Source organism: Paraburkholderia sp. RL17-383-BIF-A, assembly GCF_046028015.1.
Lineage (GTDB): Bacteria > Pseudomonadota > Gammaproteobacteria > Burkholderiales > Burkholderiaceae > Paraburkholderia.
Genome location: NZ_JARESR010000007.1, coordinates 1 through 14,472, shown reverse-complemented (window position 1 = coordinate 14,472; position 14,472 = coordinate 1). Strand labels below are relative to the sequence as shown.

Here is a 14,472-nt window from a genome sequence, read left to right as displayed (position 1 = left end):
TTCGCGCGGCTCGCGCAAGCCCGGCCGCGATCCTCTGTACAATTGGCCGATCGATTGAACATCGACCTCCCATTCGACCCATATCGACCGAATTCATGGCCATTACCTACAAGACTCCCGACGACATCGCCAAGCTGCGCATTTCCGGCCGCCTCGCGGCCGACGTACTGGCAATGATCGGCGAGCACGTCAAGGCCGGTGTCTCCACTGACGAACTGGACGCACTGTGCAACGACTACATTGTCAATACGCAAAAGTCGATTCCGGCAAATGTCGGCTATTTGGGATTTCCCAAGACCGTTTGCACCTCGGTGAACTCGGTGGTGTGCCACGGCATTCCGAATCGCGGCGAGATCCTGAAAGACGGCGACATCATCAATATCGACGTCGCGATCATCAAGGACGGCTACTTCGGCGACACGAGCCGCATGTATTGCGTGGGCCAGCCGAGCACGGTGGCGCGCCAGCTGATCGACACGACCTATGAAGCGATGCTCGCCGGCATCCGCGAAGTGAAGCCGGGCGCGACGCTCGGCGACGTGGGCCATGCGATTCAGAAGATCGCGCAGCGCGACGGCTTCTCGATCGTGCGCGACTACTGCGGGCACGGTATCGGCAAGGTCTACCACGAAGATCCGCAGGTGCTGCATTACGGCCAGCCGGGGCAGGGCGTGCGTTTGAAGCCCGGCATGGTCTTCACGATCGAGCCGATGATCAACGCCGGCCGCGCCGGCACGGCCGTGCAGCGCGACGGCTGGACCGTGGTCACCAAAGACCGTTCGCTGTCGGCGCAATGGGAACACATGATCGCCGTGACCGAAGAGGGCTACGAACTGCTGACGCCGTGGCCGGACGGCACCGGCAGCTACGAAGCGCCGTGAGCGTGTGAAGGTCGTGCCACCTCTGGCCGCGAGGCCGAGGCGGGCGCGCGAAATGCTGCGGAGTTTGTCCAGGGCGCCGTGCGTGCTCCCCACAATCCGGTAAAGAATGATTTGACTCTCGCGCCGGTTCGGTTAAAGCTACGCCTTAGGGTTTCAAGGGGTTTTCGTCTGCATGAGTCCGTCATTGACCGTTCGCCGTATCGCCGCTGATCAGGGCGCCGTTTTCCGCGAACTCCGTACCGCGTCGCTGCGAGAGGCACCGTATGCCTTCGGCGCCACGCTCGAGGACGCGTTGTCGGCCGACGCCGCCAGCTTCGACACCACCGCCGCGGATCATGCGGTTTCCTTTACCGTCACCACTTTCATTCTTTACACCGAGGGCCATCCGGCCGGACTGATCGAAGCGCATTTCGACGACACCGCGGCGCGCCGCGCGTTCGTCTGCGAGTTGTGGGTGGCGCCGGCCGTGCGTCATCTGCGTGGCGGCGAGTTGCTGGTCGATTCGGCCGCCGCGTGGCTCGCCAATGAAGGCGCTACCGAAATCTACGCGTGGGTCGCCGACGCCAATCGCAATGCCATGCGCTTCTACGAGGCGCTCGGCTTCGGTCCGACCGGCGAGCACCGGCGTGTGGCACGTGCGCCGGATCAGGCTGAGAGTTTGCTGGTGCGCCACGTGCCGACCACCTCGCAGGTGTTTCAGCAGTGATCCCGCGAGCGGCGCGTCAGCCTGCCGCTCGATTCCCATTCGTGTCTTCTGAGCGAGCGTCGCCGGGTCATCGGCGCGAAGCGCGGCTTCCGCAGCTACCTCGTTGCCCCCTGCAAAGCCATGGCGGCTCTACCGGGTGGGCTGCCCATGGCCGCATCCTCATCGCGTCGGTCCGCTCTCCCGGCAAAAAAGCTGGCCGCGCGCGTCGACGCCTGTAAAATACGCAAAAATTTTTGCCGAACGCTATGTCGCCCAAGAAATCGCCCTTTTTCGAACTTCGCAGCGGCTCTGTCGACACGCTCCTGTTCGTGGTCAAGACAACCGACCTCGACGCCATGCGTGCCGAATTGACCCGGCGCTTCGAGGCGACCCCTGAATTTTTCGCTAACGACGTCGTCGCGATCGACGTGCGGCGCCTTGCCGAGAACGAACGCGTGCCGCTCGCCGACATCGCGCAACTGCTCGACAGCGTGCGCATGCGGCCGGTCGGCGTGGTCGCCAACGCGCAGCAGGCCTGGGCAGCGGAATCCGCGTTGCCGCTGCTCGAAGCACGCGACCGCCGCGGCGCCGCCGCTAAATCCGCTGACGAAGACAACGCCGCCGCTGCGGCGCCGGCTGTTACCGCCGCAACGGCCACGCCGCCGTCGGACCTGTTCGAAGCCGCCGCGCTCACGCCGGAAAGCGGCACGCCGGCCACGGCCGCCGCCGTCGATCCGGCTCCCGCCGCTGAACCGGTGCGTCTTGCCACTTCGTCGCAAACCATGGTGGTGGACAAGCCGCTGCGCTCCGGTCAACGCATTTACGCCAAGGGCGACCTGGTCGTGCTCGGTCTCGTGAGTTACGGCGCGGAAGTGATCGCGGAAGGCAACATCCATATTTACGCGCCGTTGCGCGGCCGGGCACTGGCCGGCGTGCAGGGCAATCACGACGCGCGCATTTTCTGCACGTGTCTCGAACCGGAACTCATCTCGATCGCGGGCATCTATCGAACGACTGAGAACCCACTGCCGGCCGATGTGCTCGGCAAGCCGGTGCAGATCTGGCTCGAAGAAGAGAAATTGATGATCGAACCGCTGCGGCTCACTTAATCGACGTGAAGCGCGCTGCCTCGATCCATTGCGGCACGCGGCGTTTCACGGCAAATATGGCCGCACATAATTGATGAATTTGACGAACACAAGGTAAGGGTAATGGCAAAAATCATTGTGGTGACTTCGGGCAAGGGTGGCGTGGGCAAGACGACCACGAGCGCGAGTTTTGCATCAGCCCTCGCTCTGCGTGGCAGCAAAACCGCCGTGATCGACTTCGACGTCGGCCTGCGTAACCTCGACCTCATCATGGGTTGTGAACGCCGCGTGGTGTATGACCTGATCAACGTGATCCAGGGTGAAGCGAACCTGAACCAGGCGCTCATCAAGGACAAGAAGTGCGAGAACCTCTTTATCCTGCCGGCCTCGCAGACGCGTGACAAGGACGCGCTGACCATGGAAGGCGTCGAGAAGGTCATCAACGACCTGATCGCGATGGACTTCGAATTCATTGTTTGCGATTCGCCGGCCGGTATCGAATCGGGCGCGCTGCTCGCCATGCATTTCGCCGACGAAGCGTTGATCGTGACGAATCCGGAAGTGTCGTCGGTGCGCGACTCGGACCGCATTCTCGGCATTCTGTCGTCGAAGACCAAGCGCGCGATCGAAGGCAAGGAGCCGATCAAGGAACACCTGCTGATCACCCGCTATAACCCGAAGCGCGTCAGCGAAGGCGAAATGCTGTCGCTCACCGACATCCAGGAAATTCTGCGCATCGACCTGATCGGCGTAATTCCGGAATCGGAAGCGGTGCTGCACGCATCGAACCAGGGCTTGCCGGCGGTGCACCTGGACGGCACCGACGTGGCCGAAGCCTATAAAGACGTCGTGTCGCGTTTCCTCGGCGAGCAGAAATCGCTTCGCTTTACCGACTACCAGAAGCCCGGGCTGCTGCAGCGCCTCTTCGGCACCAAGTAAGGGGAGCGCACGTAATGTCGATTCTTTCGTTTTTGCTGGGCGAGAAGAAGAAGTCCGCGTCGGTAGCGAAGGAACGCCTGCAGTTGATCATCGCGCATGAGCGCGCCGGCGGCCATGCGCCTGCCGATTACCTGCCTGCGTTGCAACGCGAACTGGTGGCCGTGATCTCGAAGTACGTGAAGATTTCCAATGACGATATTCGCGTGAGCCTCGAACGCCAGGACGATCTCGAAGTGCTCGAGGTCAAGATCGAAATACCGCAGGCCTGATTGCCCGAGGCCTGTTTCTTCCCGCAGCCGGTTTCATGTGACGCGCTGCGCGCTTTGTTGCGTTGCGTCTAGATGACGTAACGCGCGGTGGCGCGCGAGCGCGCCGGCTCGCGCCGCTACGCTGTTCCTCTTCGTTGTTCCGGCTGCCTCGGTCATTGGATTCGCATGCAAGTGCGTTGGCTGCTTTGGCGCGGGTGTTTGCCGTGCGTCGAAATAATCCGTTGCACTTCAGCGTGCGGCGTTACACGCCCACAGTCAGCCGCTGCGTCCCCTCACGCATTAAACCGGTAACGCCGCTTTCGGTGTTCACCTACAGAGGGACAACATGAACAAGACCTTTCGTTTGCTGCTCGCCAACACCGTGTTGATCGCTGCCGGCGCGGCCTCCGTGGCCTCGGCATCGGCCGCGGAAGTCGTCGTGATCGCGCCGTCCGCGCCGCCGCCGGTGCGCTACGAAGCGGCGCCGGCGCCGCGCGTCGGTTATGTGTGGGATCGCGGCCATTGGCGCTGGGACCATGGCCGCTATGTGTGGATTGGCGGCCACTGGCAAGCTGAGCGCGTCGGCTATCACTGGGTGCCGGGCCACTGGGTCGCGCACGGTCCTAACTACCACTGGGTCGAAGGCCACTGGGCATAACGCCACGGGCTTGAACCATGCGCGTCGCGGCACGCCAGATGCCGCGCGCCACTCCTTCCATCTCGACGACGCAGGCGCCGTGTACGCACTCGGCGTAGCGGCAGCCCGCGCGCTTCAGGAAACCCTTGTGATGAAGAAGAATCTGCTTCTGCTCGCCGTTCTGGCGGTCATGCTGGCCGGCTGTGTCGTCGTGCCGGGCCGGCCGTTGTATGTGCACGCGCCGGGTGTTGTTGTCTACTGACGCGGTGCGGCGTTGCCCTTGCCTTCGGTGCGAGGGTCTTCGTCGACTTCCGCGTTGCTCGAGCCGGGCGCAAGGGCTTCGGGTGCTTCGCCTTCGGGTGCTACGACTTCAGTCGCTTCCACTTCAGGCGTTCCGACTTCAGGCACTTCCGGCACCGATACGGGCGCCGGCTGCGGCAGCGGCGCCATATAACGCGCCGCTAGCGACTCATACAACGGCGGCGCGAACACCCGCGACACGCGGCTCGAAATCAGCGCAGTGGCCATCAGCGAGATCACCAGCGCATGGCCGTTGATCATCTCCATCACGATCACGAACGAGGTGATCGGCGATTGCGTGACGGCGGCCAGATAGCCGACCATGCCGAGCGCGATCAGCATGGGTAAATCCATCGAGCCGAACACCCCGTGCAGCAGATTGCCGAAGCCCGCGCCGATCGACAGCGACGGCGCGAAAATGCCGCCCGGAATGCCCGGCAGGTATGAGCTGACCATGGAGATCATCTTCATGAACGGATAGAACACCGACAACTGCGCGTGCCCGTCGAGCAAGCCGCGCGCTTCCGCGTAACCGCTGCCGAAAGTCGTGCCGCCCGACATCAGACCGACGACCGCGATGACCAACCCGCACAGCGCCGCGAACGTAACGGGACGTTCACTATGCAACTGACGCAGCGGCTCCGGAATCCAGCGCGCGGTGTTCAGCAGCAGCCAGCCGAACGCGCCTCCCGCGAGGCCGGTGACGACCGCCGTGAGCAGCACGGCAAGCGCCATCAGATCGGGGAAGTGCGCGCCGATCTGAATGGTGCCGAAATAGGTGTAATTGCCGTTCAGCCCGAGCGCGATCACGCCGGCGATGATGATCGCGGTAATCAGCACGCCACTCGTGCGTGCCTCGAAACTGCGCGTCAATTCCTCGATCGCGAAGACGATCCCGGCGAGCGGCGTGTTGAACGCGGCGGACAAGCCCGCCGCCGCGCCGGCCAGCACCAGTTGCCGTTCGATCAATGCGTTCGAGCGCGGATAGAGCCGCCGCAGATTGAACATCAGCGCGGCTCCGACCTGCACGGTCGGACCTTCGCGGCCAATCGTGAAGCCGCCGAGAATCGCCAGAAACGACACGGCGATCTTGCCGAACAGAATCGGAAACGACAGCAGTCGCGCGCCGTATTCGCCGGGTTTCGAGTGAAGGATGGCGATGACCTGCGGAATGCCGCTGCCTTCGGCACCGCGGAAAAATTTGCGTGTGAGCCAGACGGCCAGCGCGCCGACAGCGGGCGTAACGATCAGGGGCGCCCACACATGCTCGTGTTGAAGGGAGCGGAATTCGCTGTAACCCCAGTCGATCAACCTCGCGTACAGCACGGCGACGAGGCCGACCGCGATCGCGCCGAGCCAGAAGACGCCGTATTGGCGCCAGAGTCGTCGTGCGCGGCGAACGATGTTGGACGAGCGAAGCGGAAGTGGCACGGACATAGGCGAGTGCTGGCGCAAAGGGGCCAGTATAAGGCGCGCAAGGCCCATAAATCGGTGTGAAAGTATTTTGAAATGGTGTAAAAGGCTGCGTGTATGGCTCCGACGTAAGCCCCCGTATTAATGACCGACGTCCGCGCTGCGCGGTTCGGTAAAGGTTGTCCCTTCCGTCGGCTAAAATGTCTTGATGTTCGAACAACTCACAGGTCTTCAATGAAGCGCGTCCTTATCGTCAAGGTCACTTCACTCGGCGATATCGTGCAGGCTCTGCCCGTCGTCGCCGATATCAAACGCGCGTTTCCCGGCGTTCAGGTGGATTGGGCCGCCGACGAAGCATTCGCCGAAGTGGTGCACTGGAGCGAGAACGTGGACCGCGTGCTGTGCGCGCCGTTGCGCCGCTTCAAGAAAGCGCGCCGTTGGGCCGATTTCAAATCGATCTGGGCGTCCATCGCCGAATTGCGCGCGTATCGCTACGATTTCATCATCGACATTCAGGGCGTGTACAAGAGCGCGATCATCGCGTTTCTGGCGCGCTCGTCGCGGCGCATCGGCTATCAGGCTCCGGACCTGGGCGAGCGCGGCGCCGCGTTCGCTTATACCGGGCGCTTTGGCCGGCGTCCGAAGTGCAATGCATGGCACGGCATGCGCATCAACGCGGGTGAGGCGCTCGGCTATCAGATAGAAGGGCCGGCGGTGTTCAAGCTGCGTCTGCCGGAGGCTGGGAAGCTGCCGTTCGTATCGACCGGTGCGCCGGTCGCGGCGTTCTTTCACGCTACCTCAAAAGACGACAAGAAGTGGCCGGTGAGTCATTGGGTGGCAATCGGCCGCGAGTTGACGCAACGCGGTTTTCAACTGGTGTTGCCGTGGGGTTCGGAAGGCGAGCGGCTCGAAGCGGAGCAGATCGCGTCGCAATTGCCGGGCGCGACCGTGCTGCCCAAAATGAGCGTCACCGAAATCGCGCAGATGATCGACGCGTGCGCCCTCGTGATCGGCACCGACACGGGCTTTGTCCATCTTGCGCACGCGCTGCAGAAGCGCACGGTGATGATCTTCGTGGCGACGCCGCCCGCGCATTACGGCATCGAATCGCCGTTCCGCTCCATCTCGATTGGCGACGGCAAGTCAGTGCCGTCCATCAGCGACGCGCTCGAAGCGATCGACTACGTTCATACCGAGCCGCATGACGTGGCCGTGCAACACGGCTCGACCGCTGCCTGAGCGCAGCATGCGCGGTCTTTCTCACGCAATCGTTTGCTCGAAAAGAAAAGAGGCGTGACGTACAGTGCCCAAACCAATAAGCGCTGCCTCGTAACGCCTCCAAAAAACGCCCGCGTCGGGGAACAGCGGGCGGAGAGGAATCGTCGCAACAGGCGCCGCGCATTACACGCCTGTTAAATGTGTCGCTTTTCGTTGGGTGCCTACTTGCCTACGCAGATAATTCGCGCGTCGTGCGAAGGCGTTACCGCTGTGCATTCGTTTCGCCGCAAGCCGGGTCGCGTTTGCAGTTTGCATTGCGTATGCGCTGCCAGCAAGGGCCGCGCCGCCCCGACACATTCAAACCAGTATAGGCGGTGTTTTCCTCTGATGTGAATTCGTCTGGAGCCCACACGGAACGCAGTGTGTTGCAGGCGACGATCATGTAACACCTTCGTGATCTTCCCTTACAAATGGCAACGCTTGCGCGAGGCGCCGTCGTGTCCAATCGAGTCATTCGGGGTTTCGGCTCGAATGAATCTGACTCGATGGAGAACAAAATGAAACGTTTAGTCTTGAGCCTGATCGCAGGCACGCTGCTCGCAACGGCACTCGGTGGCTGCATCGTCGCACCCGCACCCGGCTACTACGGCGGTGGTGGTGGCTACTACCATCACGGCGGCTACTACTACCGATAAGGTTTCCTGCTGAGGGCTGCGGCGCGTCATGGCGCTGCGGCCCTCAGTGCTTGTCAGGCCAGCAGCATTTCGAACGCGACGACCGCGGCGATAGCCGCGGCATTCGCCGCCAACGCTTCGACGACAATGCCCTTCCATGTCGCCGGACGAAAGCGCAATGCAAGCAACAATGAACCTAGCAGCGCCAGCGCAATGATCATCACGATATCCGCGTTGTGAAGATGAATGTTCATGTGTGCCTCCCTGCTCGCCAAAGGGTTATTCGAGTCGAGTATAGGCAAGTCAAAAAGACGCGCAAGGCAGGGAATTTACTCAGGAATGCTCGGCAAGCGGCGGGTGTGAAGCGGGGGCGGTGGATGCCGCCGCAGCAGCGCGAGAATTGCACTCTGCAGCGGCATCGCGGGGAGAAGCGGGCGCCAAGGCGGCGCCTGTCGTTACATCAAGCGTGTATCGCGCGTTTCACGCATGCACAGCACGCCGATCATGCTGACCGCCGCTGCGATCGACACATACGCCCCGACCCATGGCAGCCCGCCGCGCGCGGCGAGCATTTGCGCGATATACGGCGCCACGGACGCGCCAAGAATCCCGCCGAGGTTGTACGACACGCCCGCGCCGGTATAGCGCACGTTGGTCGGGAACAGCTCCGGCAGCAGCGCGCCCATCGGCGCGAAGGTCACGCCCATCAGGAACAGTTCGATGACGAGGAACAGCAGCACGAGCGACGTCTGTCCGCTGCCGAGCAGCGGCGCCATCGTGAAGCCCGACAGGATCGCCGCGATGATGCCGACGATCAGCACCGGCTTGCGTCCATAGCGGTCGGCGGCCCAGGCCGACAGCGGCGTGGCGAGCGCCATGAACACCACGGCTATGCACAGCAGGCCGAGGAATGTCGGCCGCGGAATATGCAGCACGGAGACGCCGTACGACAGCGAGAACGTGGTGGCGTTATAGAAGAGGGTGTAGCAGACCACCATCGCCAGCGCGCCGAGCAGAGTCGGCACCCAGTGTTGCGACAGCAGTGTGGCGATCGGCACCTTGACGCGTTCCTGGCGCTCAATCGCCGCCTGGAATGCCGGGGTCTCGGCGATTTTCAGCCGCACGTACAGGCCGAGCGCGACCAGCACGGCGCTTACGAGGAACGGCACGCGCCAGCCCCAGCTGCGAAATTGCTCGTCGCTCAACGAAAGCGCCAGCGCGAAGAACAGGCCGTTGGATGCCAGAAAACCGATCGACGGCCCGAGCTGCGGGAACATGCCGAACCAGCCGCGTTTGCCGGCCGGGGCGTTCTCGGTGGCGAGCAGCGCCGCGCCGCCCCATTCGCCGCCCAGGCCGATGCCTTGGCCGAAACGCAAGATGCACAACAGGATCGGCGCGAGGCTGCCGATCGAATCGTAGCCCGGCACGAAGCCGATCAGCGTGGTGGATACGCCCATCACCAGCAGCGACGCGACGAGCGTCGACTTACGGCCGATGCGGTCGCCGAAGTGACCGAACAGGAACGAGCCGATCGGCCGCGCCACGAAGGCGATGCCGAACGTGACGAAGGCCGACAAGGCCTGAGCCGTCGCCGAGCCATGCGGGAAAAAAACCGGTCCGATGACGAGCGCCGCGGCGGTCGCATAGACGTAGAAATCGTAGAACTCGATCGCGGTGCCGATAAAGCTCGCGAAGATGATCCGCGAACTCTTGTTCTGCCCGGCCGCGTTGGGCTGGGCCGCGGAAATCGGCGATGTGGACATGCAGGGTCTCCATATGTCGTGATGCCGTGAAGCGCCCCGGTGCGTGAGCGGGCGGTGCGCGAGTGGCGGCATCTTTGTTTGGGTTCGCGCTTGCTCCTCGCGCGGCCGGTGGGCGGCCACGTGGGGTGCGGGCGACTAAGCGACAGCTTACAACGGCAACCGGCAAAGTCAGCCCGCGAACGCGGCCACACCAGGGGAATAATCAGGCGGGATGTGGGCGACTAGCAAGCCGAGGCGGCCGGTGCGGCGCAACGCACTGACTATGTGGGATCACGGGGCGCGCGTCGTGCATCGAGCAGGCGGCGCTCGCGGATGGCGCGGGCGGCCGCTGCAATCGGACTCTTGCCGCGCCGGCGGGTGAGCGGGCGGTGTGAGCCGTGCCGGAAGGCTCCGGCGCAGGGAATCGGAAAATTATAGCGAGCGCGGCGGCGGCGCAGCAAGGCGGCTGCGGTTTGGCCGCGTGCGTTGCGAGAGGTTAAGCGCGTTCAATCAATGGTTAGCGCTTGCGGCGAAGCGAGCTCGCGGAGCTGGAATTTGCCGTCGTCGTTGAACAGCCAGTCTTCGAAAAGCTCGAGCTGACCGCGGCCGTTCAGCAATTTGCCGGGCGGTTGCGGCAGCGGCGCGGCGCGGCGCAAGGTGGCAAGCGCGGTGCTCTCGGCTTCGTCGTCGCCATTGGTGCGGTACACCGACGACTGCACTACGTGACCGTTGCGGTCCACCGTGAACGAGACCACGACGAGCGAGCGCAGCATGGCTTGCGGCGTGCCGCGCAGCACATAAGACGGATTGCGTTCGATGATGCGTCTGGCCACGGCATCGCTATATTGGTCCAGCGTCGCGCTGTTGACGGCGGCCGCGGGTGTCGAGACGACCGGGTGGGGCGGCGGCGTGATGGTGCAGCCGGCCAGCGCGATGCCCAGCGCTGCGGCGAACAGCATGCCGCGCATAGGCGCCTGCCAGGCGTTGAAGCCTGATGTACGGCGTGCGGTGAGGCGGCGAAGGTGACGTGTGCGGGTGAGCATCGTCGTTGGAGAAAACATGGGGCAGGGTCTAACTTGATGGTAGTCAAAATACGCCAGGAAGCAATTGGCGTTCGCCCGGTGTTCGTGGCCGAGCCCCTGTAATAGCCTGAAATATGAGCGGATTGGTGCGCGGCGAAAACACGCCTACACTTCGATGGCCTCTTTCGAGAGGCATCGGTGGAAGTCTTTCATTTAGCCCGCTTCGCGCGGGCTTTTTCTTGTGCGCAGCGGAAAAACAAAAGGCGAGCCCGATAACGAGTTCGCCTTTCTGTTTGCAAGCCGCAAGCCCTGCGCAAGAAGGTGCGAAGCAAGCAATGAGCACATTGTCGCCGGCTCACCGCATGCCGCGCGCCTCCCTTACTTCAACGCTTCACGCGCCGCCTTCACCGCTGCGAGCACCTGCTCCGGCGCCGTGCCACCCGGATGATTGCGGCTCGCCACCGACCCCTCCAGCGTCAGATACGAAAACACGTCCTCGCCGATCAGATGTGCGACGTTCGGCAGTTCCTTACGCATTTCCTCGAGCGTCAGATCCGCCAGGTCGCAGCCGCGATCCGCGCACACGCGCACGGCGAGCGCCACCGCTTCGTGCGCGTCGCGGAACGGCAGGCCGCGCTTGACCAGATAGTCGGCCAGATCGGTTGCCGTCGAGAAGCCTTGCAGCGCAGCGTCGCGCATGGCTTGCGGCTTCACCGAAATACCGGCGACCATTTCAGCGAAGATGCGCAGCGTATCCGCAACCGTATCGACGGTATCGAACAGCGGCTCCTTGTCTTCCTGGTTGTCCTTGTTGTACGCGAGCGGCTGGCCTTTCATCAGCGTGAGCAGCGCGATCAGATGGCCGTTCACACGGCCGGTCTTGCCGCGCGCGAGTTCGGGTACGTCCGGGTTCTTCTTCTGCGGCATGATCGACGAGCCGGTGCAGAAGCGGTCGGCCAGATCGATGAAGCCGACGCGCGGGCTCATCCACAGCACGAGTTCTTCGGAGAAGCGCGAGATGTGCGTCATGACGAGCGCCGACGCCGCCGTGAATTCGATCGCGAAGTCGCGGTCGGACACCGCGTCCAGCGAGTTCGCGCAGATGCCGTCGAAGCCCAGCGTCTTCGCCACCGCGTGACGGTCGATCGGATAGCTGGTGCCGGCGAGCGCAGCCGCGCCGAGCGGCAGACGGTTCACGCGCTTGCGGCAGTCGATCATGCGCTCGGCGTCGCGCGAAAACATTTCGACGTAGGCGAGCAGGTGGTGGCCGAACGTGACCGGCTGCGCCACTTGCAGGTGAGTGAAGCCCGGCATGATGGTCGACGCGTTTTTCTCCGCCATGTCGAGCAGGGCCGTACGCAATTCGGTCAGCAGGCCGCCGATCCGGTCGATCTCGCCGCGCAGCCACAGGCGGATATCCGTCGCGACCTGGTCGTTACGCGAGCGGCCGGTGTGCAGGCGCTTGCCGGCGTCGCCGATCAGCGCGGTCAGGCGTGCTTCGATGTTCAGGTGCACGTCTTCCAGATCGAGTTGCCACTCGAACTCGCCTCGCTCGATTTCACCCTTGATCTGCGCCATGCCGCGTTGGATCGCGGCGAGGTCGTCGGCGGCGATTATCTTCTGTGCGGCCAGCATCGAGGCGTGCGCGAGCGACCCTTCGATATCGACGAGCGCCAGACGCTTGTCGAAGAAAACCGACGACGTGTAGCGTTTGACGAGCTCCGACATCGGCTCCGAGAAGCGAGCCGACCAGGCTTCGCCTTTTTTGTGCAGTTGGGACGTCATGGTGTTGGGCAGTTAAGCGGCAGTTGAGCGAGCGGTGAGGAGGCTGACGGCGCGCATGCACGTACCGTGCGAAGCAGCCGCCTAAGCGGAGAAAGACAGGGATTTTAACACCGGCGGGGCGTCAAGCCAGTTCATCGCCTACTCACGCACCAGCACCACGAGCTTCAAATCCTCCCGATGCGCCGGCTTGAACGTGATCTGGTCGTACACGATGCGGCCCTCGCGCGGATGGTTGAACTCGCGCCGTCCGCCTTCGCGGCCGCCCACGTCCTGCGAGGCCCAGAAGCGCGCGAACGCGTCGCTCGCCGCAGTGAGCGAGTCGATCAGCCCGCGCGTGGGCGCGTCGTTCAGATGGCGGATCGAGTCGGCGCGGAATTCGGCGGCGAGCCGCCGCGCACGCGTTTCCCAATCGACGATCAGCTCGCGCGCGGCCGGTTCGGTGAACGTGTAGCGCAGCAGATTGCGGTCGTGCGCGCCATCCAGCCAGCCCACGAACAGGTCGGCGGCGCGCGCATTCCACGCAAGCGCATTCCACTGACGGTCGAGCACGTAGGCCGGCGCGTTCACGAGCTGCACGGTTTCCAGCAGGGTGGCGGGGGCGTCGGCGGCGGCCGGATCGGGCTCCGCCGGGTCGCGCTGGGCGGCCAGTTCGAACAGATAGGCCCGCTCCGCGCGCGACAGTTGCAAGGCGACCGCGATACGCGCGAGCGCCTCGGCGGAAGCGGAAACCGGGCGGCCCTGTTCGATCCACGTGTACCAGGTGGGACTCACGCCGCACAGTTGCGCGACTTCCTCGCGCCGGAGTCCGGGCGTGCGGCGGCGCGGACCGGGCGGCAGGCCGACCGCTTGCGGCGAGAGCCGCTCACGGTGCGCGCGGATGAAGTCGCCGAGCGCGCGGGCCGGCGTGGCGTCGAGTGGCGGCGGGTGGTCGGCGGAAGACGGCGTGGTCATTCTGAGCGGGCGGTTGGTGTTGGGCCGGCGAAGCGCAGGGAGGTAATAGAGATACCAGAATAATTGCTTAACTTGTACTGGTACACGGCGGGCTCTATTGTAGCGATGTAGCGGCTGGAACGGCACGACGCCTGCCAGCGCTACCCGACACCCCTAACCGGAGCCTTCCATGAAGCATCACGATCAGGTCGCCGACGCCTTCGGCTCGACCGCCGCCGCTTATCTGACGAGCCCGACTCATGCCACCGGCGCCGATCTGCGGACGCTGGCCGAAGCGATCGCGGCGACGCCGGATGCGACGGCGCTCGACATGGGCTGCGGCGCGGGCCACGCGAGTTTCGCGGTGGCGCCGCACGCGAAAGCGGTGGTCGCGTACGACATCGCGCCGCCAATGCTGGCGACGGTGGAGGGCGCCGCTAAGGAGCGCGGCCTCGACAACATCCGCACGCAGCAGGGCGCGGCCGAGGTGCTGCCGTTCGCCGATCATTCGTTCGACTGGGTGATCAGCCGGATGAGCGCGCATCACTGGCACGACGTGCCGCTCGCGCTCGCCGAAGTGCGTCGCGTGCTGAAGCCGGGCGGCAAGGTGCTGTTCATCGATATCGCCGGCAGTGATCATCCGCTGCTCGACACGCATATTCAGGCGATCGAGTTGTTGCGCGATGCGTCGCATATCCGCGATTACCGCGCCGACGAATGGCTCGCGTTATTCGCCGCGGCGGGTCTTCAAGCATCGATTCGCGAGCGTTGGCGCATCGATATCGAGTTCAGTTCGTGGGTGGCGCGCATGCGCACGCCGGAGCCGCGCGTGGTGGCGATTCGCTCGATGTGGGCGTCCGCACCGGATGAAGTCCGTCAATATTTCGACGTGCAGGAAGACGGCTCGTTC

At 63.9% G+C, this 14,472-nt stretch carries 16 protein-coding genes; 10 read left to right on the top strand and 6 right to left on the bottom strand.

The genetic code is table 11. The features are described from left to right. Positions 1-95 precede the first annotated feature (95 nt). From map to P0D71_RS10370, 7 genes are all read left to right on the top strand, one after another. Positions 96-881: a type I methionyl aminopeptidase gene (gene map / locus P0D71_RS10400; RefSeq protein WP_091796311.1), complete on the top strand. Its 786-nt coding sequence runs from the start codon at positions 96-98 to the stop codon at positions 879-881. A gap of 172 nt (positions 882-1,053) precedes the next feature. Then, the gene (locus P0D71_RS10395; protein ID WP_091796308.1) at positions 1,054-1,587 is read left to right on the top strand and encodes a GNAT family N-acetyltransferase; all 534 of its coding nucleotides are present in this window, start codon (positions 1,054-1,056) and stop codon (positions 1,585-1,587) included. Positions 1,588-1,832: 245 nt separating this feature from the next. Next, on the top strand, positions 1,833-2,675 hold the full coding sequence (minC, locus tag P0D71_RS10390; RefSeq protein ID WP_408187214.1) for a septum site-determining protein MinC: 843 nt from the start codon (positions 1,833-1,835) through the stop codon (positions 2,673-2,675). A 102-nt stretch (positions 2,676-2,777) separates the two neighbouring features. After that, positions 2,778-3,593 carry a septum site-determining protein MinD gene (minD, locus tag P0D71_RS10385; RefSeq protein ID WP_006048490.1) on the top strand — a complete coding sequence of 272 codons (816 nt, stop codon included), beginning with the start codon at positions 2,778-2,780 and terminating at the stop codon, positions 3,591-3,593. A gap of 14 nt (positions 3,594-3,607) precedes the next feature. Next, positions 3,608-3,862, top strand: a complete 255-nt coding sequence (gene minE, locus P0D71_RS10380; protein ID WP_091796304.1) for a cell division topological specificity factor MinE — start codon at positions 3,608-3,610, stop codon at positions 3,860-3,862. 325 nt (positions 3,863-4,187) lie between these two features. Next, entirely contained in the window at positions 4,188-4,499 is a 312-nt protein-coding gene (locus P0D71_RS10375; RefSeq protein ID WP_091796302.1) for a YXWGXW repeat-containing protein, read from the top strand. Between the two features lie 10 nt (positions 4,500-4,509). Then, the gene (locus tag P0D71_RS10370) at positions 4,510-4,740 is read left to right on the top strand and encodes a hypothetical protein (protein WP_408479878.1); all 231 of its coding nucleotides are present in this window, start codon (positions 4,510-4,512) and stop codon (positions 4,738-4,740) included. On the opposite strand, the gene P0D71_RS10365 is transcribed toward P0D71_RS10370, so the two are convergent. Further along, positions 4,734-6,215, bottom strand: a complete 1,482-nt coding sequence (locus P0D71_RS10365; protein WP_408479877.1) for a chloride channel protein — start codon at positions 6,213-6,215, stop codon at positions 4,734-4,736. The genes P0D71_RS10370 and P0D71_RS10365 overlap by 7 nt on opposite strands. A gap of 210 nt (positions 6,216-6,425) precedes the next feature. Here P0D71_RS10365 and waaC point away from each other — a divergent pair, with 210 nt between their 5' ends. Together waaC and P0D71_RS10355 are read left to right on the top strand one after the other, a co-directional pair. Continuing rightward, positions 6,426-7,430, top strand: coding sequence for a lipopolysaccharide heptosyltransferase I (gene waaC / locus P0D71_RS10360; protein ID WP_408187217.1), 1,005 nt, complete (start codon positions 6,426-6,428; stop codon positions 7,428-7,430). A 536-nt stretch (positions 7,431-7,966) separates the two neighbouring features. Next, positions 7,967-8,104: a hypothetical protein gene (locus tag P0D71_RS10355; protein WP_177205004.1), complete on the top strand. Its 138-nt coding sequence runs from the start codon at positions 7,967-7,969 to the stop codon at positions 8,102-8,104. A 53-nt stretch (positions 8,105-8,157) separates the two neighbouring features. On the opposite strand, the gene P0D71_RS10350 is transcribed toward P0D71_RS10355, so the two are convergent. The 5 genes from P0D71_RS10350 to P0D71_RS10330 all read right to left on the bottom strand — a co-directional run bounded on the left by P0D71_RS10350 (position 8,158) and on the right by P0D71_RS10330 (position 13,583). Further along, the gene (locus P0D71_RS10350) at positions 8,158-8,337 is read right to left on the bottom strand and encodes a hypothetical protein (protein ID WP_091796295.1); all 180 of its coding nucleotides are present in this window, start codon (positions 8,335-8,337) and stop codon (positions 8,158-8,160) included. A gap of 201 nt (positions 8,338-8,538) precedes the next feature. Beyond that, positions 8,539-9,846: an MFS transporter gene (locus tag P0D71_RS10345; protein ID WP_091796293.1), complete on the bottom strand. Its 1,308-nt coding sequence runs from the start codon at positions 9,844-9,846 to the stop codon at positions 8,539-8,541. Between the two features lie 485 nt (positions 9,847-10,331). Further along, positions 10,332-10,793: an energy transducer TonB family protein gene (locus P0D71_RS10340; RefSeq protein WP_408480073.1), complete on the bottom strand. Its 462-nt coding sequence runs from the start codon at positions 10,791-10,793 to the stop codon at positions 10,332-10,334. Between the two features lie 432 nt (positions 10,794-11,225). Further along, positions 11,226-12,632 (bottom strand): argininosuccinate lyase, encoded by a 1,407-nt coding sequence (gene argH, locus P0D71_RS10335; RefSeq protein ID WP_091796287.1) that lies wholly within the window; start codon positions 12,630-12,632, stop codon positions 11,226-11,228. A 138-nt stretch (positions 12,633-12,770) separates the two neighbouring features. Then, a complete protein-coding gene (locus P0D71_RS10330) occupies positions 12,771-13,583 on the bottom strand; it encodes a helix-turn-helix transcriptional regulator (RefSeq protein ID WP_091796285.1) in 813 nt (270 codons plus the stop codon). A 169-nt stretch (positions 13,584-13,752) separates the two neighbouring features. Between P0D71_RS10330 and P0D71_RS10325 the strand changes: the two genes are divergently transcribed. Further along, a partial coding sequence (locus P0D71_RS10325; RefSeq protein ID WP_408479876.1) for a class I SAM-dependent methyltransferase occupies positions 13,753-14,472 on the top strand: 720 nt, incomplete at its 3' end.